The organism is Polynucleobacter sp. MG-Unter2-18 (assembly GCF_018687675.1).
GTDB lineage: Bacteria > Pseudomonadota > Gammaproteobacteria > Burkholderiales > Burkholderiaceae > Polynucleobacter.
In genome coordinates this window covers 1,541,054-1,564,137 of sequence record NZ_CP061302.1, presented here as the reverse complement: position 1 = coordinate 1,564,137, position 23,084 = coordinate 1,541,054, and the positions used below count along the sequence as shown (strand labels likewise).

Below are 23,084 nucleotides of genomic sequence, written 5' to 3'. Positions count from 1 at the left end.
AAAACGCATTTTGTGAATTTGTGTCACACTTTCACTATATAAATCAGCAGGTTAAAAAAGTTATGAGAATTGAAGACACTGATCCAGCGCGACACGCTGGCATTGAATATCCCATGGAAGTGGGTGCACCTGTATTTGCACCGATTAAGGTCTTGGAAGAAAAAGACAAGGCAGTTAATGTCGCACGCCAGAACGCAAAGCTTGAATACGATCGCATCATGGAGCAAGCTGAGGTATTAATGAAGCAGGCGCGCTCTCTTCAGGCTCGTTTGGATGCTACAGAAATGGTCCATAGTGCCAAATTTAGTTTTAATCCCTTACATGGAAAAACCTACCATCTCTATTTTGATAGCCGTATTGGCACAAATGTATTAATTCAAAATGGACCTGATCAGTGGAGTTGCGGCATTCCCGATGCCTGGACTTATTCGATGGCAGTCAAAAAACTTGGAGATAGCACCTGGGCTATCGTTGAGGAGGACGAGGTCGTCTCTTCCGCGCTTGCAGTAAGATAATTTTTTTATAAAAATAATAAGGTGACTTGTGACAACTGCTCGAATTGTTAGTCTTTCAGAACTCGGCAACGCCGATGTAATTCAGTTAATCGATAAAGAGCTTCCAGATCCAGGTAAAGGTGAAGTACAACTTCGTCAAACTGCGATTGGTTTTAACTTTATCGATGTGTACCAGCGCTCTGGTGTTTACCCTTTGGAACTGCCAACGGGTTTAGGTCACGAAGCGGTTGGTGTAGTTGAGGCGCTGGGTGAAGGTGTTACTCGATTCAAGGTGGGCGATCGTGTAGCGTACATGAATGCCGGTATTGGTGCTTATGCTAGTGCGCGCAATGTTGCAGTAGATAAGCTAGTTTCAGTGCCAGATGATGTATCCGACGAAGTTGCTGCCGCTGTGTTTTTCAAAGCAATGACTGCCCAATACTTGGTGCAAAAAACTTACAAAGTGAGGTCTGGTGACGTCGTCTTAGTTCACGCTGCCGCTGGTGGTGTTGGCCAAATCCTATCGGGATGGGCAAAATCTTTGGGTGCGTTTGTAGTTGGCACTGTAGGATCTGAGGCCAAATTTGCTGCAGCAAAAGAAGCGGGCTGTGATGCTGTAGTGGATTACTCAAAGCCAAATTGGGTCGAAGAATTTATGAAGGTAACGGGCGGTCGCAAAGCCAATGTGGTTTATGACTCGGTTGCTAAGACTACTTTCTTAGGCTCACTCGATTGTGCTGCACCATTTGGTACGGTGGCTTTATTTGGTGCTGCCTCGGGACCTGCCCCAGAGATTCAGCCAGAGATTCTCAATAAGAAGGGTTGCCTTTTCTTAACAAGACCTTCTGTATTTCCTCACAACGCTACTCCTGAGTTACTTCAGGAAAATGCTCGCGCAGTATTTGATGCGATTGCGCAAGGCCGCGTGAAAGTACAGATCGGCGCTAGGTTTAAGCTCGAGCAGGCTGTTGAAGCTCATAAAGCTGCAGAAGGTAGAAAAGTTTCGGGCGCGATTGTCATCGCACCTTAATTTTTGGTTTGCTGACGAATATAGTTTGCACCACATCCCCGCTGATTTAGTGGGGATTTTTTATGTCTACTTGTCGTAAAACAGTTGATAAAAATTTGGAGGCTTACTTGAATACGATTTCGCCTAAAGTATTAGAGCAGCTTGCACCGAATGGTGTTCTGTCTGCTGCAGTGTATTTAGGTAATTTCTTGTTGGTGACTGGTCGATCATCTTCTGGTGAGCCGACTGGCATCTCACCTGATATCTGTCGAGCTATTGCAAAGTGTTTAGGCGTGGAGTTAAGTCTCGTAGGCTTCAATACGCAGGCTGAGGTAGTTGAGGCTGTCGTCAGTGGAAGATGTGGTATCTCGTTGTTAGGCTCTGATCCTGCTCGTGCTCAAAAAATTACTTTCACACCAGCTTATGTCGAACTAGAAGCTAGCTATCTGGTTTCCGCCAACTCTCCTATAACTGAGTTATCACAGGTAGATCAGCCAGGAGTGAAGATTGCATCTTTTCACAAAAGTGCTTATGACTTGTGGTTACAGCGTAATCTCAAACATGCCAGCTTAGTGCATGCTGACAGTGTGAAAGCCAGTATTGAATTATTCGTTAGTGAGAAATTAGATGCTTTGGCAGGTTTACGAACTGGCCTAGTTGCTGCCTCTCAAGATATTCCTGGATCCAGAATTCTGGATGGCCAATTTACTGGAATACAACAGGCGATTGCTGCACATAAGTCCCACCTAGAGTCGATTGAGTTTTTGGATGCTTGTGTAGAAGAATTCATCGGATCCGGCTTGGTGGCTGATCTGATTAGTCAATATCAGGTGCAAGGTGTATCAGTTGCACCACTCCCTCGAATGCCTTCAAAAGACTGATCATTCTAGTATTTCCGTAATCAATGGTATCGAGCTTATAATTAGCTAAGTAATTGAATTAAATGAATTTTCTTCTTTAAAGACCGTTTTTAGCTTGTTTGACAGCCCCAAGTGGGTCTTGGACAATGCCTGAGGTGGTTTGATTCAAGCCATTGCTTCCAATGACAACGACCAACTCCTCCTTTCCAGCATCTAGAGCCGCAGCCCTTGAGGCTCGGAACATCACTTGCGTGCGCGGTGATAGAGCTCTTTTTTCAGGTCTTGATTTGCAGTTATTTGCTGGGCAGTGCCTCCATATTCGTGGCGAGAATGGCGTTGGTAAAACAAGCTTATTACGCTTGCTCACGGGCTTAGCTTCTCCCGAGTCTGGAGAGGTGCTTTGGTATGGTCAACCCATCAAAAAACAAGCATCGGAATATCACAGCAAGCTATTATTTTTGGGTCATCGAGATGCGCTTAAGGAGGACCTCAGTGCTATTGAGAATTTGCGTATGTATGCAGCGATTGATGGCATTACGCTCCCCGAGCAAGATGCGTTTGCTAGCTTATGGCGATTTGGCCTAAAAGGGCGCGAAGACCTGCCTGTCAATTGTTTATCGGCCGGACAGAAAAAACGTGTTTTGATGGCGCGGATGCTAACGCGACGGGCGCAAGTCTGGATTTTGGATGAACCCTTTAATGCCCTAGACACCCATGCCATTGGGGAGTTGCAAGATTTGATCGTCGAGCATCTTCAGGGTAATGGTTTGATCGTACTGACTAGTCATCAGTCCTTAGCTATTTCTGGTCTGCGAGTGCTAGACCTATGAACGCCTTTATCGCCATTGTTCATCGCGACCTGTTGCTAGTGATGCGTCGTAAGAGCGAGGTTCTTACTGCATTATTTTTCTTTGTGATTGTGACGAGCTTATTTCCATTGGGAATTGGTGCTGATACTGCCTTGTTGAGAAAGATTGCGCCTGGTGTGATTTGGGTTGCAGCCTTACTCTCAACCTTGCTTGGTTTACAGCGGATGTTTGCGGCTGATTACGCAGACGGCACCTTAGAGCAACTGGTCTTGTCCCCGAATTCATTTACCGCCTTAGTATTGGGCAAGATCGTCGCCCATTGGCTGGTGTGTGGGTTGCCTTTGGTTTTATTGGCTCCGGTGATCGGCATTCAGTTTGACCTAGATGCCCAGTCTTTAAAGGTGCTAACGGCAGCCTTATTGCTTGGAACACCTGTTTTATCATTGCTAGGCTCGGTTGGAGCGGCTCTCACTCTTGGGGTGAGGGGTGGTAGCGTATTGATGAGTCTCTTGATCTTGCCGCTCTATATTCCGGTACTAATTTTTGGTGCAGGTGCCGTATATGCTAGCAGTGTAGGGCTGGATATCACGGGGCATTTTTCACTGCTGGGCGCTTTATTGATTTTGGCATTAGCATTTGTACCTTGGGTTAGTGCGAGCGCTGTAAAGATTGCTATCGAATGAGTAACGTAAATGATTTATCTTCTAGTCAAGTGACAAACTGGTTCAAATTCTCGAGTCCGAGCGCCTTTTATCCTTTGGCTGGAAAGATGATTCCTGGGTTCTGGGCGCTCACCGTGATTTTTGGAGCTGCCGGCTTATGGGTAAGCTTCTTTGTGGCGCCAGTAGATGCAGTTCAGGGTCAGGGCTACCGCATTATTTTTGTTCATGTACCCGTCTCCTGGATGTCGATGTTCATCTATGTAGTGATGGCTATATGGGCTGGACTGGGTCTGATATTTAATACTCGTCTATCGGCCATGATGGCTCAGGCTTTAGCCCCGATCGGTGCTTGGATGACCTTATTATCTCTGTGGACTGGTGCATTTTGGGGTAAGCCCATGTGGGGCGCTTGGTGGGTATGGGACGCTCGCTTAACTTCGGAATTAATCCTACTCTTTTTGTATCTCGGTTTTATCGCTTTACAAGCCTCTATTGATAATGTCCGCCGTGCCGATAAAGCGGGTGCAATCTTGGCCCTGGTAGGCGTGGTTAATGTACCGATTATTTATTTCTCAGTGAAATGGTGGAATACCTTGCACCAAGGCGCCTCTGTTTCGCTCACTAAGGCACCAGCTATGGCCCAGACTATGCTTTGGGGGATGTTGCTGATGGCTTTATGCTTATGGATGTACTCAATTGCAGTAGGGTTAATGCGTGTGCGCGCCATCATTTTGGAGCGTGAGGCTCATACTGATTGGGTTAGGCAATTAAATGAGGTAAAGCGCTAATGTGGAATAGTTCGGCTGAATTCTTTGCCATGGGTGGTTATGCCCTATATGTATGGTGCAGCTTTGGTGCCTGTGCTTTGGTGTTCTTATTAGAGCCCCTGGCTGTTCGCGCGCGCCATCAGGCAATCGTACGCAGACTGCAACGTGAAGTTATGGCTGAGCAGTTTGATCAAAAGGGTGGTCAGTGAAACCACGACATAAGCGAGCTGCCATTATCGTTGGCGCATTGATTGCCATTAGTATTGCGGCTGTATTAATTTTGAATGCCCTGAACAGTAATATTGCGCTGTATGTCACGCCGAGTGAGGTAGCTGCTGGTAAGTCACCGGCTGGTCAAGTCTTCCGTATTGGTGGCATGGTCAAGGATGGATCGGTTAAGCGAGATGGTTTAACGGTGCACTTTGTGATTACCGATATGGCGAAAGATATTCCGGTGGCATACACGGGCATTCTTCCGGACTTGTTTAAAGAGGGTAAGGGCGCAGTGATTCAAGGGCGTCTCGATCCAAATGGGCAATTTGTTGCGAGTGAAGTGTTGGCTAAGCACGATGAAAACTATATGCCTCCAGAGGCGAAGCATGCTTTGGAGCAGGCTCAAAAAAATGGAAATAAATAATGATTCCTGAATTTGGGCATTACGCACTCATACTGGCCTTTTGTATCGCCATCATTCAAGGGACACTTCCATTGGTCGGCGCACATCAAAGTCGCAGAGAATGGATTTTGTTAGCGAGGCCGGCCGCACACGCTGTTTTCTTATTGCTAGCTATTGCATTTGTGATTTTGGCCTGGAGCTTTTACTCAAATGATTTTTCTGTTCTTTATGTAGCTGAGCATTCAAATTCACAAATGCCGGTCATCTACCGCTTGGGTGCGGTATGGGGCGGTCATGAAGGCTCTCTACTACTCTGGGTTTTCTTGCTCTCCACTTGGACATTTTTAGTGGCTCAGCTTTCGAAGGCATTAGATGAATTTATGGTGGCGCGCGTAATCGGGGTATTGGGTTTAGTGACTACCGGCCTACTATTGTTCGTGATCGCTACCTCCAATCCTTTTGAGAGATTGCTACCAGCCGCCCAGGATGGACGATCTCTCAATCCACTCCTGCAAGATCCAGGCTTGGTGTTTCATCCGCCAATGTTGTATATGGGATATGTTGGCTTCTCAGTAGCATTTGCATTTGCGATTGCATCTTTGTTGTCCGGCCGTTTAGATGCTGCTTGGGCGCGCTGGTCGCGTCCGTGGACAACGGCCGCTTGGGTGTTTCTTACTTTAGGTATTGCGCTGGGTTCTTGGTGGGCTTATTACGAACTCGGTTGGGGTGGTTGGTGGTTCTGGGATCCCGTAGAGAATGCATCATTCATCCCTTGGCTAGTTGGTACCGCTTTGCTCCATTCGCTTGCGGTTACTGAGAAGCGGGGCGGCTTTAAGAGTTGGACTGTGCTGTTGGCAATTACTGCTTTCTCACTATCGCTTTTAGGAACCTTCTTAGTGCGATCTGGAGTATTGACTTCAGTGCATGCATTTGCAACTGACCCTACACGGGGTGTCTTTATTTTGATTTTCTTGGTACTGGTGGTGGGTTCTTCTTTGACGCTTTACGCTTGGCGCGCTCCCAAAAGTACTCTTGGCGGTAAGTTCAGCTTAACGTCACGCGAAACCTTTATCTTGCTTGGTAACGTTTTCTTAGTGGTGTCTGCTGCATCAGTACTCTTGGGCACTCTCTACCCTCTACTGATCGATGCCTTGCATCTAGGAAAGATCTCAGTAGGGCCTCCATATTTCAATAGTGTTTTCGTTCCCATTATGATCCCATTGTTAGTGCTGATGGGGATTGGGCCTTGGACAAGCTGGAAGAACTCCAATCTCTTAGATGTGATCAAGCGCTTATGGATTGCAGCTCTAGTCGCAGTGATTGCGGCAGCTTTAATTCCGTTTGCTATGGGTGAATTTACTTGGCTCAGCAGCCTTGGTTTCTTATTAGCCTTCTGGGTGATCTCTTCTGGGGTGCTGCAAATTATTCGCCAAGCAAAGGCAGGCAAGCCAACACGTTCATTTATTGGCATGCAGGTAGCGCATTTAGGGATAGCAGTCTTTACGATTGGCGTCACTATGGTGGGCACCTATCAAGAGGAAAAAGATGTACGTATGCTCGCTGGTGAAAGCGTTAGTGTTGGTGGTTATGACATTCAGCTTCAGGGTGTGAGCCCTGTTCCTGGACCAAACTACAAAGCAATGCAAGGTACTTTCTTATTAACTCGCAATGGGAAGTTGGAAGCAACGATGTACCCAGAAAAGCGCAGTTATTTTTCATCAACAATGCCTATGACTGAGGCGGCGATTGACGCGAGTCTTACCAGAGATATCTATGTTTCCTTGGGTGAAGAGTTGGATGACAAAGCATGGGCAGTCCGGGTCTATTACAAGCCTTTTGTTGATTGGATTTGGGGTGGTTGTGTATTGATGGCTCTAGGTGGTTTGCTGGCGATGTCCGATAAGCGCTATCGCATGAAGTTGAAGAAGGCAGTAGCATGAAAGCCAAGTTTTTAATTCCACTGGTTTTGTTTGTCATTTTGGTTGGATTTTTAGCAGTAGGCTTAAATCGTGATCCACAAGAAATACCTTCCCCGCTGATTGGGAAGCAGGCGCCTGCTTTTGAGTTACCTCAACTGGCAGATCCTGAAAAAACCTTTTCACCAGAGAGTATGAAAGGCAAGCCTTGGATTTTGAATGTCTGGGCCTCTTGGTGTGTCGCTTGCCGTGAAGAGCACCCCGTTCTCGTTGAGTTAGGTAAATTGCAGGTAGCGCCAATTATTGGATTGGATTACAAAGATAAGCGTGACGACGCGATGGCCATGCTGGCTCGTCAAGGTGACCCGTACCTATTGTCAGCTTTTGATGCCAAAGGCCGAGTGGGCATTGACTATGGTGTCTATGGCGTTCCAGAAACCTACGTGATTGACAAGACAGGCGTTATTCGGTTTAAGCATATTGGACCGATCACGATGGAATTACTTCGTAAGAAGATCATTCCTTTGTTAGATGAGCTCAAATAATGTTGAGAAAAACGCTTCAATCTCTCTTGCTCATTTTTACCCTACTGTGTTCTATTAGTACGTCCGCTAAGGATGCGGTACCTTTGGCTGATGACCCAGTAATAGAGCAACGTCTGATTGTGATTTCAGAAGAAATGCGCTGCTTGGTTTGTCAGAATGAATCCCTTGCCGGCTCACGCTCTGATTTGGCAAATGACTTGCGCCGAGAAATTCGTATCCTCATTACTGAGGGCAAGACGGATGAGCAGATTCGGAATTTTATGGTGGAGCGTTACGGTGACTTTGTTTTATATCGTCCGCCTATAAAGCCAATCACCTGGCTCCTATGGATAGGCCCTTTTGTAATTTTGCTTGCAGGAATTATTGGCTTGATGGTGTACCTGCGTCGCAGAAATCAGGCTGTGCCCAGTACCACGCTATCTGAGGCAGATAATCGTCGTATTGATGCACTTCTGCAAGATGCCAAGTCCAGTTCAATAGAAAAATAATATGACTAGTTTTGTAATATCCGCTCTTCTTTTATTGATCCTAGTCTTGGTGCTGCTCTTGCGCCCACTGTTTTTCCCTGCAAAAGAATCCGCGACCTCGCGTCGTCAGATGAATGCGGCCATCTATCGGGAAGAGCTTGATAAGCTCGAGGCTGATCGTTTGGCAGGTACTGTAGATAGCCATAGCTATGAGCAGACCCATGCAGAAATGCGTCAGCGGCTTTTTCAGGACACGGATGAGGCGGATGATCTCGCGGTGCTGGGCTCGCCTAAGAAAACCATCATTGGGATTTGTCTTTTTGTAGCAATCCTTTCAGCGGGTTTCTATTTCTACCTTGGTGATGCCGCTCAGATTGCCGAGCAGAGCACTGAGAAGCCGATGACTCAAGAGTCAGTTGAAAAGATGGTTGAAGAGTTTGCGGCTAAGATGGATAAAGAGCCTGACAATCTCAAGGGTTGGGCTATGCTAGCTCGCTCCTACAGGATTTTAGGTCGCAATACCGACGCTGCAAATGCCTATGCTCGTGCAGGTTCTTTTGTTGATTCGGACCCGCAATTATTAGCTGACTATGCTGATGTATTGGCAGCCAATGCAAATGGAAATTTTGCTGGTAAGCCACTGCAACTCATTAATAAGGCATTAGCCCAGGATCCAAATAATTTGTTGGCTCTTTGGCTTTCTGGAACTGCCGATTTTAATGCACAGAACTATAAAGCTGCAGTGCAGTCTTGGGAGAAGTTAGCAAAGCAATTACCCCCAGAGACAGATGAGGCACGTGCAATCGCCGCCTCTATTGCAGAGGCACGTAGTAAGGGTGGCCTTGCGCCAGCTAGTGCACCAGTAATCAGCAATCAAGGTGTGAGTGGCCAGGTAGAAATTGCGCCAGAGCTGAAGTCTAAAATTAAAGCAGGCGATGTTTTGATGGTGATCGCTCGTAAACCAGGTGAGCGTATGCCAGTAGCCGTTCTCAAAACTCCGGTTACTGCATTCCCAATCAACTTTGTTTTGAATGATGCTTTGGCAATGAGTCCCAATGCGTTAATTTCTCAAATGCCAGAAGTCTCGGTTGAGGTACGTATTTCAAAAACGGGAATGGCAATGCCAGAACCTGGTGACTTGATATCTACGCCGCAAACGATCAAGGTAGGTACGACTAATGCTCGCCTCATCATTGAACAGATTAGGCCTTAATTAGCCTCGACCAACAAATGGCATGTTGCTTGCCATGATGGTCATCGATAGAATATTGCTCTCTAAAGGTAGCTGAGCCATATGCAGGACAGCTTGCCCAACATGATCTACATCCATGAGTGGCTCAACCTTTTTTGAGCCATCTGGCTGCAAAATACCGGCAGCCATAGGGATAGTCATTTCAGTGCCAGCATTACCTATATCGATTTGACCGCAGGTAATATTAAATGGACGACCATCTAATGCTATGGATTTGGTTAATCCAGTCATGGCATGTTTAGTAGCCGTGTATGGGGCAGACATTGGGCGGGGTGCATGTGCAGAGATCGAGCCATTATTAATAATTCGGCCACCTTGCGGAGTCTGAGCTTTCATCATGCGGATAGCCTCTTGCGAGCATAGGAAAGCTCCACAGAGATTGGCATTAACAACATTCATCCATTGTTCGTAGCTTAGCTCTTCCATAGGGATTGCGGGCGCTCCCATACCAGCATTATTAAAGAGCACGTCGATGCGTCCAAACTGTTGTTGGATTTCTGAAAACAGTTTTTTTACTTGCTCTGGTTTGCCGACATCGCAGCTCACTGCGAGGCAGTTTTGATTGCTCCCACCAATATCCTGAATGGCTAAATTGAGCTTCTCCAGATTTCTACCAGTGAGAACGACTCTAAATCCACCTTGCAACAGTGCTTTTGCTGCGGCTTTTCCGATACCCGTTCCAGCTCCTGTGACCAGAGCTACTTTGTTGGCAGCTGAATTCATTATTGTCCTAATGGTTCTTTAAAACCCCCATCTTATCCCGAAATAATTCGAATCAATTCATTACCCTCTAGATCCTTGAGCTCGGGGCATAATGGCAAAAACAAGCAGAATTCTTATGAACTTCATACGCAAAAATATCTATAACCCTGTGGCAGTGGCTATCGCCTTTTTGATTTTGGTTGCCATGCTGTTTGCCACGCTCTGGGTATTGGTGCCGCCTCCGCCCAGATCGATTGAGCTGGCAACGGGTTTCCCAACCGGTCTTTATCAGCAGTTTGGTGAAAAGCTCCAAAGTGAGCTTGCTGAGCAAGGCGTATCTATGAAATTACGTACGACCGGCGGAACGGGTGACAACTTAGCCTTACTAAGTGACCAGTACTCTGGCGTAGATTTTGCAATGGTGCAGGGTGGCGTAGCGGACTTATCCAAGTACCCTGATTTTATTTCTATTGCCGGTGTGTTTTATGAGCCGGTATGGGTTTGGTACAGAGAGTCTAGCTTTCCAACTGAATCGGGGCGATTGGGTTTGTTGAGTCAGTTAAAAGGTAAACGAGTATCTATCGGAAATGAAGGTAGCGGCACCTTGTCCCTGACTTCTCAATTACTTGCAGCAAGCGGATTAAGTCTGAGCGATGTACGTGCTGAAAAATTGAAGCCATTAGATGCGCTGGAGAAATTCAAAAAAGGTGAGTTAGATGCTGTGTTTTTGGTAAGTGCTGCGGAGGCTCCTTTAGTCAAAAAATTTTATGAAACTCCCGGCATTCGCTTAATGAACTTTGAGCAGGCGGAAGCTTATGTTCACTTATTTCCTTTCCTCTCAAAGGTAACCGTACCACGTGGTGTCGTTAGCATCGCCTATGATCTGCCGCGTCAAGATATTCAGGTGCTTGCTGCAACTGCTACCTTAGTGGGTAAGAGTGACATTAGTCCTGCATTGGTAACACTGTTACTTGGCGCCACCTACGATGTTTTAAAAACTTATTCCTATTTACAAAAGCCGGGAGAGTTTCCATCTGGTACTGGTCTTGATTTTCCTTTGCATGTTGATGCTGAAATCTACTTAAAGGATGGACCGTCTTTCTTGCATCGCCATTTGCCTTTCTGGACGGCGGTGTGGATTGGACGCTTTGCAAAAATTGTGATTCCACTTCTAGTAATTTTGATTCCCTTATTTACTTACATACCCGCAGCTAAAAATTTACTCTTGCGCCTCAAGTTATCGCAGGTATATGAGGAGCTTAAGGTGATAGAAAGACATGCCTCTAATCCAGATTTAAAAGAAAAGAACCTGAAGGATTTGGAGAATATTGAGCGAAGGGTGGGTAACATCAAAGTATCCATGTTGGATGCAAAAGAGTTGTATGACTTAAAAGGTCATGTGGGGGATGTTCGCAACCGTTTGAACCTGTATTCCTAAATTGATTGGTATGCGCCTAAAATATACCCATGACTCTTTCCAGCCTTTTACCCCCATTAACGCCCGCTAGGGAGTTGGTTCAATCTTTACAAGATGATGGCTTTGCAGTTGTCTCTGCTCAGGATGTAGCGCAGATTGCACATGTGGATCTTGATCAACTACTCAATCTCACTCAATTCTGGGAAGGCTTGCCTAGAGACCCGTATCTTAAGGATGGTGGCCGGTATCGTTTTCGCCGTCATTCAAGCTTTGAGATTAAGGGCCAATCTTTGGCTAAGGTGCCGCATCGTGCCCACTGGCAGTCAGTTAATTACAACGCCCTACACGGCGGTATCGAGCGTTGGTTTGAGCCTTCGCAAGCTGAGCTCACTAGCAACCCTGCTTGGCACTCTCTTTTGTTGGGACTGACTCATATTCTGGATGGTGTTAAGCAAGTGAATACTTGGTTTATTGAGGCTCACCAATTTCGGATTGATACGACAGATGGCATTGGGCGACCAACGCCTGAAGGGGCTCATCGTGACGGCGTTGATTTTGTAGCTGTCTTTTTAATCAATCGAGTCGATGTCAAGGGTGGCGAGACCCGAATTTTTAGTGCCACCGGTTCTACTGGTTTGCGATTTACTCTCACTGAGCCTTGGTCTTTATTGCTGATGAATGATGAAAAAATGATTCATGAATCGACTCCGATTCAGCCCTTGGGACAGTACGGCTATAGGGATACTTTGGTACTCACGTTTCGCTCAAACGGCTTCCAGGATTCTCCAAATAGCAGTCAGCAGTAATTTATGCGTTTGAAACCCTCTGGTTACACACCCTTGATGCTGATGGCGCAAACTTGTGCGCTATTGGGTTTTGCCTGTTATGCAGTGGTGTTAACAACATTGCAAGATGAATGGCATCTCAGTAATTTGCAGTCTGGCTTAATTGCTAGCGCTTTTTTCTTTGGTTACATGCTAATGGTCCCATTGGCGACAGCTCTCACCGATCGTATTGATGCAAAAAAAGTCTATCTGGTTGGTGGTCTTTCGGCGACCTGTGGATTACTCGGCATGGGCCTCTTTGCCTATAACTTCTGGACTGCCTTGATATTTATGGCGCTCAACGGAGTTGGTTTAGCGGGCACCTATATGCCTGGCTTAAAAATTCTGTCTGATCGCATTAAAACCGGCGAGCTGACCCGTCACATTGCCTTCTATACCGCATTCTTTGGCATTGGCACTGGTTTCTCTTATCTTTGTTCTGGTTGGATTTTAAATAGCTTTGGCTGGCGCTATGTTTTTGGAATCATTGCCTTAGGCCCATTCACTGCGTTGTTGATTGTGCTTCTATTTATACCAGCACTTACCCATGAAAAGTGGCAAGGTCCAATACGCATTCGCTTGCACGATATTTTTCCAGTTGATAAGTGGCGCTTGGTCTTGCAAGACAAAACAGCCTCAGGATTTATCTTTGGTTATACCGTCCACTCGATCGAGTTATTTGCTTCCCGCAGTTGGATCGTAGCCTTTTTTGGTTTCTGCGCAATTGTGACTGGCGACCCCTTTCTATTAAGCGCAACTACGCTTGCAGGTGTGATTAATTTCTTTGGTGTTCCTGCATCCATTATCGGAAACGAGATTGCCTTAAGAATAGGACGTCAAAAATGGATTTTCTTTGTCATGCTGTCTAGCGCGGCATTTGGTGTGGCACTCGCTTTATCGACAGGACAATCTTGGTGGTTGATTGTTGCACTGGCAATAGGGCATGCGATTTTTATCATGGCCGATTCTTCTACTTTAACTGCGGGCTTAGTCATTAGCGCTAAAGACAATATTAAAGGTGCTGCAATGGGACTCCATTCCCTGATGGGCTTTGGAGGCGGGTTGTTGGGCCCAGCTATTTTTGGTTTTGTGCTGGATTTGACTGGTTCACGTGCCTCGCAAATATCCTGGGTCTGGGCCTATGCTTCGGTAGTAGTTTGGGGTGTTCTATTTGTGCTGTATGAGCGTCGTAACGGCTGGGTTAGTGGGTCAATCACCAGCAGGTCATGATTCATTTATGAACTCTAGCTTGCCAAGCAATAGCTGTTATCACTGTGGCAGCTTTATTCTTCCGAATGACTCTTACGAGCTTAAGCTTAGTGGTATTAATAGAAAATTCTGTTGTGCCGGTTGTATGGCAATTGCACAAACAATTCATGGCGAAGGCTTAGAGGTATTCTATACACGCCGTGCACAGTCAAGCGATAAGCCTGCAGCGTACCTTGCTTCAAGTGAAATTCCTCCCAGCTTAACTCCCTATGATGATCCTTCTTTGCTCAGTAGATACACTCGGCCGAGTGGTGATGAAGCTGACTTAGAGACCACGCTACGACTGGAGAAGATCCGCTGTGCCGCTTGTGTTTGGTTATGTGAGCAACACCTTCGACGTATCCCTGGCGTTAAAGATGTGCAGATTAATTATGTCAGTCAAAAGGCTAAGGTGGAGTTTTCTCCTGAGAAAACTAGCCTTGCTCGCTTACTCTTTGAGATAGAGCGCATTGGTTACGAGGCGTGGCCTTTTGAGCCCTCACTCTCTATTGAAAAGTCTAAAAAAGAACGCCGTCAATTACTGACTAGACTAGGGGTTGCATTGCTCGGCATGATGCAAGTCATGATGTATGCCTGGCCAACGTATGTGGGTGACAGCGATATTACGGTGGAGTATGACCTGCTATTGGGCTGGACTAGTTGGGCTCTCACGGTTCCAGTAATGACGTATTCAGCAGGCCCCATTTTCCGAGCAGCTTGGCGGAGCATTGCTTCATTTCAGCAAACGCATATGTTGGGTATGGATGTGCCGATTGCTCTAGCCCTAGCCCTAGCATTTAGTGTTGGCACCGTAAATCTTGTGACAGGCTCAGGTCAGGGCTATTTTGATTCCATCACCATGTTTGTTGCCTTTATTTTGGCGGCACGCTACGTAGAGTTATTAGCTCGACAAGATGCGCAGGGTGGAGCAGAGGCGCTGGCAAAGCAATTACCAGCTACGTGTGAGAGAGTGCCGAACTATCCCAAGTCTGAGCAAGTGGAAATTGTGCCGGTAGTGAACTGCAATCCCGGTGAAGTTCTGCGCGTTCCTCCAGGGGATGTCATTCCGGCTGATGGTATTTTGATTGAGTATGAGAGCGCTTTAGATGAGTCGCTGCTGACTGGTGAATCTAAACCGATTGATAAGAAGATGGGCGATCGAGTATATGCAGGTACGCACAATATTCTCAATCCGATATTGATGAGAATCGATGCTGTAGGTCAATCTACTCGTATTGCAGGTATCGCCTCATTACTAGATCAAGCATTGCAAGCCAAACCTATCATGGTGAGTCTCGCAGAAAAGTGGGCTGGATATTTTGTAGGCTTTCTGTTGATGGTTGCTTTTTTATCTTCAGCAATTTGGTATTACGTCGACCCCAGTAGGGCTTGGACTGTTTTGGTCTCGGTACTGGTTGCTAGCTGTCCTTGTGCCCTATCTCTTGCCGTACCAACGGCGATGGCTGCAGCTCAGGGGACTGTAACAAAACTTGGTCTCTTGATTGTGCGTGGTCATGTGCTAGAAGGTTTGGTCAAGGCGACGGACTTGGTGCTGGATAAGACAGGCACTCTCACTATGGGTCAACCAGAATTAAAAGAAGTCTTAGTTGCTCGCCCAGAATTTTCTCGAGCAGATGTATTAAGAATTGCTGCGTCCATGGAGATGGGTCAAAAACATCCTCTTGCACTATCACTGTTGCGTGCTGCAGAAGCCGATAATCTTTCGCTAAGTACCTTGCCTGAGGCAGTTATCAATCAATTGGGCAAAGGCCTGAGCTCAGGTGTTTATCGACTGGGAAGTGCTGCTTGGGTCGGTGCTCAGAAGATTGCGCAAGAGGGTCAGTATGGACAAGTGCATCTAGCGGATAACAAAGGCTTGATTGCGAGCTTTCTATTTTTAGATACTCCAAGAGCGGGACTGGAGAAACTCTTATCAGCAGCAAAGTCTCACAAGATCATGGTGCATCTAGTATCTGGAGATGACGCAGCAACAGTGGCGTGGTGGGCGCACCATGTGGGCATCGATCGGTTCAAAGGTGCATGCTCTCCAGAAGATAAGTATCAATATATTGAAAGCCTACAAAATCAGGGTCGTTTTGTTTGGGCCATTGGCGATGGTATTAACGATGCTCCTTTATTGGCAAGGGCAGATGTTTCTGTTGCGGTCGGGGCGGGTGCGCCGCTAGCTACTGCGGGTGCAGACGCAATTTTGACCGCAAGTTCTTTAGCTCCTTTGGCTAAATCGCTATTACTAGCTGATAAAGCGCAGCGGGTGATTAGGGAGAACTTGATTTGGGCGCTGGTCTATAACCTGCTGGCTATTCCCGCTGCGATGATGGGGTGGGTCAATCCCTGGGTTGCAGGTATAGGCATGTCTCTGTCCTCTTTGGCGGTTACATTAAACGCTTGGCGCCTCAGAAAGGCCTAGACTAGCGGTATGGAAAGCCTTTATCTATTAATCCCCATTTCCTTGCTTTTAATCGGGCTCTTGGCCTGGATTTTCTTTTGGTCTGTGAAAGCCGGTCAATTTGATGATCTAGAGGGCCCAGGAGAAGCGATTTTGATGGATGACGACACGCCTCAATCTAAAAATATGAATGACGACTATAAAAAATAACTCTATTTTTTTAAGTGGTTAGGCAATCCAAGCAAGTCAATCTAATTCCAAAAAGTGTAAATGCACGCATCCTTTTTGACATAGATCAAAACGACCCATGAAGCTTACTTTGATAATGAATCAGTCTATTTGGATTATGTCGCTGTTAGGTCACAAAAAAGGAGAAACCATGGGACTTACCGTGGGGAGCAATCAAGATACCTTCAATTACAAGGTTGTCAGCCAATTTGCCATTGTTACAGTGCTTTGGGGAATTGTGGGTATGCTCGTGGGAGTGGTTCTTGCGGCGCAGCTGATTTGGCCTGACATTACCTTTAATATTCCCTGGTTAAGTTACGGTCGCTTACGTCCCTTGCATACCAATGCGGTCATTTTTGCATTCGGTGGATCAGCCTTATTTGCGACATCCTATTACATCGTGCAGCGCACATGCCAAGCAAGACTTTTTTGTGACAAGCTAGCTGCTTTTACTTTCTGGGGTTGGCAGTTGGTGATTGTATTAGCTGCAATTACTTTGCCTCTGGGTATATCAAGCTCCAAGGAATACGCAGAACTAGAGTGGCCCATTGATATCCTCATCACGGTGGTTTGGGTTGCCTATGCTGTTGTGTTTTTTGGCACCATTATGAAACGCAAAACAAAGCATATTTATGTTTCTAATTGGTTCTTTGGTGCTTACATCCTGACGATTGCCATTCTGCATATTTTTAACAATTTAGAAATGCCAGCAAGCATGTGGAAATCCTATTCCGCATATGCTGGTGTGCAAGATGCGATGGTGCAGTGGTGGTATGGCCATAATGCAGTTGGCTTCTTCTTAACCACTAGTTTCTTAGGGATGATGTATTACTTCATTCCGAAGCAAGCAGAACGTCCAATCTATTCATATCGCTTGTCTATCGTCCACTTTTGGGCCTTGAACTTCACCTATATGTGGGCAGGCCCCCATCATTTACAACATACGTCTTTACCTGACTGGACTCAGTCGCTTGGAACTGTGTTCTCAATTATCTTGCTAGCTCCATCATGGGGCGGCATGATCAACGGCATCATGACTTTGTCTGGCGCTTGGTTTAAATTGCGCACCGATCCCATCTTGAAATTCTTGGTAGTGGCATTGTCTTTCTACGGCATGTCCACGTTTGAGGGTTCAATGATGTCTATTAAGACTGTAAATAGCTTGTCGCATTACACCGACTGGACTATTGGCCACGTTCATTCAGGCGCTCTTGGGTGGGTTGCTATGATTACGATTGGCTCTCTGTACTATCTCATTCCTCGTTTAGTTGGGCAGAAAGATATGTACAGCACTCGCTTGATTGAGGTGCATTTTTGGATCGCTACGTTCGGTGTGGTGCTTTACATTGCTGCAATGTGGATCGCTGGAGTAATGCAAGGCTTGATGTGGAGGGCATTTGAACTAGACGGTACATTAACTTATAGCTTTGTTGAGTCTGTAAAAGCAACCTATCCTTTTTATGTGATTCGTTTGTTAGGTGGCCTCTGTTACTTGAGCGGCATGTTCTTGATGGCATACAACGTTTACAAGACAGTGATTGGTAAAACATTTGTCAATGCCCCCATTCCGCAAACATCTGCAGCTGCTCACTAAGGGGAAGAAAAATGTCTAGCGAAAATAAATTCTTTTCCCACGGAACGCTTGAAAAAAATGTTGGCTGGTTAATTGTTGCTACCATTATTGTGGTCTCAATTGCTGGTTTAGTCCAAATCGTCCCTCTATTTTTTCAGCACACTACAACTGAGCCGAGTCCCGGTGTAGTGCCATACACCGCACTGCGTTTAGCTGGCCGTGATATCTACCAGCGCGAAGGTTGCGTTGGCTGTCACTCGCAGCAGATCCGCACCTTGCGTTCTGAGGTTGAGCGTTACGGCCCGTACTCTTTGGCTGGCGAGTCAGTATTCGATCGTCCTTTCCTATGGGGTAGTAAGCGTACCGGCCCTGATTTAGCTCGAGTTGGCGCTCGTTACTCGGATGATTGGCATCGTATCCACTTGCGTAACCCGCGTGATGTAGTGCCTGAATCTAATATGCCTGGCTACCCTTGGCTGCAGAAGAGCGCTGCCAACGCTTCCTCGATTCAGTCTCATATGATGGCAATGCGTCGTTTGGGCGTTCCTTACACTGATGAAATGATAGCTGAGGCACCTAAGGAGTTGGAAGGCAAGACTGAAGAGGATGCCTTGATTGCCTATCTGCAGGGTTTAGGTGTCAATCGTCGCTACATCATGGTTGATGAAGTTGTTGTGAAATAAATCAAATGGAACAGATCACAGCTTATCTCTCCGCTTTTTCGACTGTCATTGGACTCGCCTTTTTTGTAGGGATTGTTTGGTGGGCTTGGTCTCCAGGTAGAAAGTCTGCCAATGAAGAATCAGCCGAACTTCCATTTGATCTTCCGGATGAATTTAGTAAGGACAAATCATGAGTGACTTTTTTAATAGCGGTTGGAGCAATTACATCACCCTAGTGTCATTAGTCGGTATTGTTTGGTGTATCTGGCTTCTGGCTTCACAACGTAAGGCCAAGGTAATCCATACGGCAGATGGTGCAGTAGCGGATACGGGTCATGTTTGGGATGGCGATTTGCGTGAACTCAATAATCCATTGCCACGCTGGTGGGCTTGGATGTTCTTGTTATCTTGCATCTTTGCCTTGGTCTACTTAGTTTTATTTCCAGGTTTGGGTTCATTTCCGGGGGTGGCTGGCTATACCACTGACGGCGCTCTGATGAGCTCAATGACAGAAGCTAATGATGAGTTAAAGCCCGTCTACGCTAAGTATGTGAAGATGGACATTGAGGAAGTTGCTGCAGATCCTAAGGCGCGTGAAATGGGCCAACGTTTGTTCTTAAACTCCTGTGCACAGTGCCATGGTTCAGATGCGGGGGGTGCAAAAGGCTTTCCAAATTTAACTGATGGCGACTGGCTCTATGGCGGATCTCCTGAAAATATCAAGACCACCCTCATTAATGGCCGCAATGGAGTGATGCCTGCATATGGACATCTCGAAACTGCGCAGATTGTAGATTTAGCTAACTATGTTCGCAGTTTGTCTGGCTTACCTGCTGATGATGCAAAAGTCGCTCGTGGCGCAGAATTGTTTAAATCGAATTGCGTGGCTTGTCATGGTGTAGACGGTAAAGGCAACATTGCCTTGGGCGCACCCAATCTAACTGATAAGACTTGGCTATATGGTGGGTCAGAGGCAACTATTGTGGAGACCCTCACTAAAGGCCGGATGGCTATGATGCCGTCTCAAGATAAGGTATTAAGCCCTGAAAAAATTCATCTGTTGACGGCTTATGTTTGGGGTTTGTCTAATAATAAGACGGCTGCAGCCAAGTAATCAGTGTCAAATCATTCGCCCATAGGGAAGCCTATTCCTATAGATGTCATTGAGGAATCTCTTTATGAGATCCGGCGAAAGATTTATCCACGATCTGTTAGTGGCTTATTTGCTCGTTGGCGCCTCATCTTAGTATTTGCAACGCAATTATTATTTTATGGCCTGCCTTGGATTAGTTGGAATGATCGTCAAGCGGTACTCTTTGATTTAATTCAGCGTAAGTTTTATATCTTCGGACTTGTACTATGGCCGCAGGATGTAATCTATCTCACACTCCTATTAATTCTCTCTGCTTTAGCCCTCTTTTTATTTACCGCTATTGCGGGTCGATTATTTTGTGGCTACGCTTGCCCCCAAACGGTCTATACCGAAATTTTTATGTGGATCGAGCGTAAAGTTGAGGGCGATCGTTTTGCGCGGATTCGCTTAGATGGCGAGGAGTGGCCTTGGGGTATTCGTAAATGGCGCCTCAAGATTACGAAGCATTTCCTGTGGCTCTTAATTGCATTTTGGACTGGGTTTACTTTCATTGGCTATTTCACCCCAATTGAAACTCTCGGCGCTGCATTTTTGCATTTATCTTTAGGGCCGTGGCAAACCTTTTGGTTGTGTTTCTATAGCTTTGCAACCTGGGGCAATGCAGGTTTCATGCGCGAGCAAGTCTGTAAATATATGTGCCCTTATGCGCGCTTCCAAAGTGTGATGGTCGATAAAGATACTTTCTTGGTTACCTACGATAAGGTCCGTGGCGAGCCACGCGGGAGTCGTAACAAGTCAGCCGATCATGCAACTCTCGGTCTTGGCGATTGCGTAGATTGCAGTATTTGTGTGCAAGTTTGCCCAACCGGCATTGATATCCGTGATGGTCTGCAATATATGTGTATTGGATGTGGCGCCTGTATTGATGCTTGCGATCAAGTAATGGAAAAGGTGGACTATCCAAAGGGTTTGATTCGCTATACAACCGAGCGAGCTATTGAAGAAAAAGAAACTAACCAAAGTGCCATACGCCATATTCTACGTCCACGGGTTTTGATTTACATTGCCTTTATTACTGTTCTTACCAGCGCCTTCTTAATCTCACTAGTTACTCGTAACCCTCTCAGAGTTGATGTGATGCGCGATCGAGGCGCATTGGCTCGCGAAGTAGATGGCGTGCGTATCGAAAATATTTATCGCATTCAGATCATGAATGCATCAGAAAATAATATGAATGTACAGCTCAAAGCGAGCGGCTTATCTGATTTAAGAATACTGAATTCTCAAGGAGAGTTGGTCACAGAGATTGCAGTAGGTCCAGCCAGTAATCTATTGATTCCTGTAAAAGTAAGTACTACTGTAGGTGCGCATGAGCCTGGCAATTACCCAATTCACTTTGATGTGATTGGTAGGGAGGTATCTGGTAGCGAGTTAATTACCAGGACTCGTGATGAAAAATCGAGTTTTATTATTCCCCGCTAAGCTATATAGCGAGAGATAGAGAGAGGATGAATATGTCAGAACATGAATCTAATAAGCCTTGGTTTAAACAGCTCTGGCCTTGGCTACTCATCAGTGGCCCAGCACTTGCTGCTATTGGCTGTGTGATTACTATTTATTTGGCGGTAAATCTCTATTCAGATAAGCCAGTGCGAGATGGTGTGGTGAAGCGTGGGCTTAAAGTGGAGCAACTTAAAGTGGAACAGGATCGCAAATGAAGTACCGCCTATTCATCTGGATCATGTGGCCTTCATTTTTGGTTTCCATCTTGGCTGAAGGTCTACTCTTTAGCATTGTGCATCCTGCTGAGTTGTTATTTTTTGGTCATCACCCCAATATCTCTGACGAGGGGATTTACACCATTGGATTTTTTATTATTTGGATTTTTTGCTCATTTTCGAGCGCGCTTACAGCCTATATTCTTCCGGGGATTAATCCTGATGCTAAGAACTCAGATAAAAGCTTAATATAGGCCTCAGCTAACACAGGGCCTGATCTGAACTGTGCGCTCAGGGTTTGGGATGCCGGCCAATTGATATAGTCCATCTACGTCAATCAGCTTAATATGACGCTGTTTAATTTGAATGAGTCCTGATTCAGCAAAGCGTGAGAGCATCCGACTCACAGTTTCAATCTGAATACCGAGATAGCTGCCAATTTCTACTCGACTCATACGCAAATCAAATTCATTATTGAGATATCCTCGTGCAGCTAGGCGCTGAGAAAGATTCAGTAGGAAGCTTGCTAAACGCTCCTCTGCACGCAAACTTCCGAGTGAGAGTAGGTGACGTTGATCTTGAGTGAGCTCACGACTCAGAATGCGGTGAAATTGCTTTTGCAGCTCTGGAATTTGGCGTGCTAAGTCCTCAAATGCCTCGTAGCGAATAATGCAAACTTCGCTTTCTTCTAGAGCAATTGCCTCAGATTGATAGCTGCCGTCTCCGATGCCATCAAGCCCCAAGATCTCACCAGGTAAATGGAAGCCGATGACTTGTTGGCGTCCATCTTCTAAGCCATACTCGGTCTTAAGGGTGCCAAAACGAATGCTGTAGACCGCAGAAAGTGGGTCACCGTGGCGGTAGAGGCTTTCACCTTTTTGTAAGTGAACCCGCTCTTTTACGAGAGTGTCAATCTTGGCAATATCAGATGGGCTAATGCCCACGGGCAAGCAAAACTGGCCTAGTACACAGACTGAGCATTTGCCACTAGGGACATCTGAGTTGGTGTAATTCATATTAGATCAAGTTATCAGATCAGTTTATTCTACTCGGATAATGTGCCATTTTAATATTTCCCTGCAATGCTAACCGCCAGTCTTGTGTTGGCAGTCTTTTTGGGTGCTCTAGTCAGTGGGTGGCACTGCGCTTTGATGTGTGGCGGTATTGCTGCAGCAATTGAGCGTCAAGGTAACTCTAGTGGAGTGACTTATGCTCCATTGCAAAGTAGGTCTGAGCTGTTTTATCTTCAGCTCATCATGCACGCTGGGCGTTTGATGACCTATGTTTTGCTCGGCGCCTTAGCTGCTTGGGCTGGTGCAGTTCTTTGGCAGCAAAATATAGTGCCTATTCAGCGCCCCTTGTTTGCCATGACATCACTCCTTTTATTGCTAATGGGCTTACGTCTTTTGCGCCCAAGATCTAGCACTTCTCCATTGCTTGGGAAGTGGCTAGGCGCACGCATGGCTACTTATTGGGCTCAATATTTAGGAAGTTTCACAGGTCCTTCATCCCGCTGGTTTAGTGGAATGGTGTGGGGTCTTGTTCCTTGTGGTTTGGTCTACAGTGTTTTACCGCTCGCCTTTTTATCGGGGGATGTCTTAACAGGTGCAATGCTAATGTTGGCATTTGGTTTGGGTACCTTACCCAATCTATTACTGATTTCAAAGTTTTCAGCAACTATGGCGCAACTGAGTCAATATGCTGTAGTGAGATATATTGCTGCAGGCCTTTTGTTATCGGCTGCACTATTTGGTTTTTATCGCGCCTGGTATTTGCCAGAAGCTTTGCTCAAAGGCGGTTTCTGTATCAGCTAAT

Annotated in this window: 27 protein-coding genes; 25 read left to right on the top strand and 2 right to left on the bottom strand. The window is 46.1% G+C overall.

Going from position 1 to position 23,084, the window contains the following annotated elements; translation table 11 throughout:
• The first annotated feature begins 62 nt into the window (after nt 1–62).
• The 12 genes from C2759_RS08200 (at nt 63) to ccmI (ending at nt 9,358) form a co-directional block, all read left to right on the top strand.
• Nucleotides 63–515, top strand: a complete 453-nt coding sequence (locus C2759_RS08200; protein ID WP_215354539.1) for a DUF2452 domain-containing protein — start codon at nt 63–65, stop codon at nt 513–515.
• A 28-nt stretch (nt 516–543) separates the two neighbouring features.
• Nucleotides 544–1,524 carry a quinone oxidoreductase gene (locus tag C2759_RS08195; RefSeq protein WP_215354538.1) on the top strand — a complete coding sequence of 327 codons (981 nt, stop codon included), beginning with the start codon at nt 544–546 and terminating at the stop codon, nt 1,522–1,524.
• A 107-nt stretch (nt 1,525–1,631) separates the two neighbouring features.
• On the top strand, nt 1,632–2,384 hold the full coding sequence (locus C2759_RS08190; RefSeq protein WP_215354536.1) for a transporter substrate-binding domain-containing protein: 753 nt from the start codon (nt 1,632–1,634) through the stop codon (nt 2,382–2,384).
• A 161-nt stretch (nt 2,385–2,545) separates the two neighbouring features.
• On the top strand, nt 2,546–3,193 hold the full coding sequence (gene ccmA, locus C2759_RS08185; RefSeq protein WP_215354534.1) for a cytochrome c biogenesis heme-transporting ATPase CcmA: 648 nt from the start codon (nt 2,546–2,548) through the stop codon (nt 3,191–3,193).
• The gene (gene ccmB, locus C2759_RS08180) at nt 3,190–3,855 is read left to right on the top strand and encodes a heme exporter protein CcmB (RefSeq protein WP_215354532.1); all 666 of its coding nucleotides are present in this window, start codon (nt 3,190–3,192) and stop codon (nt 3,853–3,855) included. Before ccmA ends, ccmB begins: the two co-directional genes overlap by 4 nt.
• A complete protein-coding gene (gene ccmC / locus C2759_RS08175) occupies nt 3,852–4,622 on the top strand; it encodes a heme ABC transporter permease CcmC (protein ID WP_215354531.1) in 771 nt (256 codons plus the stop codon). The genes ccmB and ccmC overlap by 4 nt, the downstream gene beginning before the upstream one ends.
• Entirely contained in the window at nt 4,622–4,810 is a 189-nt protein-coding gene (gene ccmD / locus C2759_RS08170) for a heme exporter protein CcmD (protein ID WP_215354530.1), read from the top strand. Before ccmC ends, ccmD begins: the two co-directional genes overlap by 1 nt.
• Nucleotides 4,807–5,238 carry a cytochrome c maturation protein CcmE gene (ccmE, locus tag C2759_RS08165; protein WP_215354528.1) on the top strand — a complete coding sequence of 144 codons (432 nt, stop codon included), beginning with the start codon at nt 4,807–4,809 and terminating at the stop codon, nt 5,236–5,238. The genes ccmD and ccmE overlap by 4 nt, the downstream gene beginning before the upstream one ends.
• On the top strand, nt 5,238–7,157 hold the full coding sequence (locus tag C2759_RS08160; RefSeq protein WP_215354526.1) for a heme lyase CcmF/NrfE family subunit: 1,920 nt from the start codon (nt 5,238–5,240) through the stop codon (nt 7,155–7,157). Before ccmE ends, C2759_RS08160 begins: the two co-directional genes overlap by 1 nt.
• On the top strand, nt 7,154–7,678 hold the full coding sequence (locus C2759_RS08155) for a DsbE family thiol:disulfide interchange protein (RefSeq protein ID WP_215354523.1): 525 nt from the start codon (nt 7,154–7,156) through the stop codon (nt 7,676–7,678). Before C2759_RS08160 ends, C2759_RS08155 begins: the two co-directional genes overlap by 4 nt.
• A complete protein-coding gene (locus C2759_RS08150; RefSeq protein ID WP_215354520.1) occupies nt 7,678–8,166 on the top strand; it encodes a cytochrome c-type biogenesis protein in 489 nt (162 codons plus the stop codon). Before C2759_RS08155 ends, C2759_RS08150 begins: the two co-directional genes overlap by 1 nt.
• A 1-nt stretch (nt 8,167) precedes the next feature.
• Entirely contained in the window at nt 8,168–9,358 is a 1,191-nt protein-coding gene (gene ccmI, locus C2759_RS08145) for a c-type cytochrome biogenesis protein CcmI (RefSeq protein ID WP_215354517.1), read from the top strand.
• Here the strand turns inward: ccmI and C2759_RS08140 are convergent, their stop codons facing one another.
• A complete protein-coding gene (locus C2759_RS08140) occupies nt 9,359–10,120 on the bottom strand; it encodes an SDR family oxidoreductase (protein WP_215354515.1) in 762 nt (253 codons plus the stop codon). It lies immediately after the preceding gene.
• A gap of 115 nt (nt 10,121–10,235) precedes the next feature.
• Here C2759_RS08140 and C2759_RS08135 point away from each other — a divergent pair, with 115 nt between their 5' ends.
• The 12 genes from C2759_RS08135 to C2759_RS08080 all read left to right on the top strand — a co-directional run bounded on the left by C2759_RS08135 (nt 10,236) and on the right by C2759_RS08080 (nt 21,523).
• Nucleotides 10,236–11,537, top strand: coding sequence for a TAXI family TRAP transporter solute-binding subunit (locus C2759_RS08135; RefSeq protein ID WP_215354512.1), 1,302 nt, complete (start codon nt 10,236–10,238; stop codon nt 11,535–11,537).
• 29 nt (nt 11,538–11,566) lie between these two features.
• On the top strand, nt 11,567–12,322 hold the full coding sequence (locus C2759_RS08130; protein WP_215354509.1) for a 2OG-Fe dioxygenase family protein: 756 nt from the start codon (nt 11,567–11,569) through the stop codon (nt 12,320–12,322).
• A 3-nt stretch (nt 12,323–12,325) separates the two neighbouring features.
• On the top strand, nt 12,326–13,570 hold the full coding sequence (locus C2759_RS08125; protein WP_215354507.1) for an MFS transporter: 1,245 nt from the start codon (nt 12,326–12,328) through the stop codon (nt 13,568–13,570).
• Nucleotides 13,521–16,016 carry a heavy metal translocating P-type ATPase gene (locus C2759_RS08120; protein ID WP_251366949.1) on the top strand — a complete coding sequence of 832 codons (2,496 nt, stop codon included), beginning with the start codon at nt 13,521–13,523 and terminating at the stop codon, nt 16,014–16,016. Before C2759_RS08125 ends, C2759_RS08120 begins: the two co-directional genes overlap by 50 nt.
• A gap of 9 nt (nt 16,017–16,025) precedes the next feature.
• The gene (ccoS, locus tag C2759_RS08115; RefSeq protein ID WP_215354504.1) at nt 16,026–16,205 is read left to right on the top strand and encodes a cbb3-type cytochrome oxidase assembly protein CcoS; all 180 of its coding nucleotides are present in this window, start codon (nt 16,026–16,028) and stop codon (nt 16,203–16,205) included.
• Between the two features lie 169 nt (nt 16,206–16,374).
• Complete coding sequence (ccoN, locus tag C2759_RS08110) at nt 16,375–17,817, top strand: cytochrome-c oxidase, cbb3-type subunit I (RefSeq protein ID WP_215354501.1); 1,443 nt, start codon at nt 16,375–16,377, stop codon at nt 17,815–17,817.
• A gap of 11 nt (nt 17,818–17,828) precedes the next feature.
• The gene (ccoO, locus tag C2759_RS08105; protein ID WP_046330649.1) at nt 17,829–18,479 is read left to right on the top strand and encodes a cytochrome-c oxidase, cbb3-type subunit II; all 651 of its coding nucleotides are present in this window, start codon (nt 17,829–17,831) and stop codon (nt 18,477–18,479) included.
• 5 nt (nt 18,480–18,484) lie between these two features.
• Nucleotides 18,485–18,652 (top strand): CcoQ/FixQ family Cbb3-type cytochrome c oxidase assembly chaperone, encoded by a 168-nt coding sequence (locus tag C2759_RS08100; RefSeq protein ID WP_046330648.1) that lies wholly within the window; start codon nt 18,485–18,487, stop codon nt 18,650–18,652.
• Nucleotides 18,649–19,572, top strand: a complete 924-nt coding sequence (ccoP, locus tag C2759_RS08095; protein ID WP_215354498.1) for a cytochrome-c oxidase, cbb3-type subunit III — start codon at nt 18,649–18,651, stop codon at nt 19,570–19,572. The genes C2759_RS08100 and ccoP overlap by 4 nt, the downstream gene beginning before the upstream one ends.
• A gap of 3 nt (nt 19,573–19,575) precedes the next feature.
• Nucleotides 19,576–21,033 carry a cytochrome c oxidase accessory protein CcoG gene (gene ccoG / locus C2759_RS08090; protein ID WP_215354495.1) on the top strand — a complete coding sequence of 486 codons (1,458 nt, stop codon included), beginning with the start codon at nt 19,576–19,578 and terminating at the stop codon, nt 21,031–21,033.
• Between the two features lie 26 nt (nt 21,034–21,059).
• The gene (locus C2759_RS08085) at nt 21,060–21,269 is read left to right on the top strand and encodes a FixH family protein (RefSeq protein ID WP_082091918.1); all 210 of its coding nucleotides are present in this window, start codon (nt 21,060–21,062) and stop codon (nt 21,267–21,269) included.
• The gene (locus C2759_RS08080) at nt 21,266–21,523 is read left to right on the top strand and encodes a hypothetical protein (RefSeq protein WP_215354492.1); all 258 of its coding nucleotides are present in this window, start codon (nt 21,266–21,268) and stop codon (nt 21,521–21,523) included. Before C2759_RS08085 ends, C2759_RS08080 begins: the two co-directional genes overlap by 4 nt.
• Nucleotides 21,524–21,526: 3 nt before the next feature.
• Here the strand turns inward: C2759_RS08080 and C2759_RS08075 are convergent, their stop codons facing one another.
• Nucleotides 21,527–22,285, bottom strand: a complete 759-nt coding sequence (locus tag C2759_RS08075) for a helix-turn-helix domain-containing protein (RefSeq protein WP_215354491.1) — start codon at nt 22,283–22,285, stop codon at nt 21,527–21,529.
• 66 nt (nt 22,286–22,351) lie between these two features.
• Between C2759_RS08075 and C2759_RS08070 the strand changes: the two genes are divergently transcribed.
• Entirely contained in the window at nt 22,352–23,083 is a 732-nt protein-coding gene (locus C2759_RS08070) for a sulfite exporter TauE/SafE family protein (RefSeq protein WP_215354488.1), read from the top strand.
• The last annotated feature ends 1 nt before the right edge of the window (nt 23,084 follow it).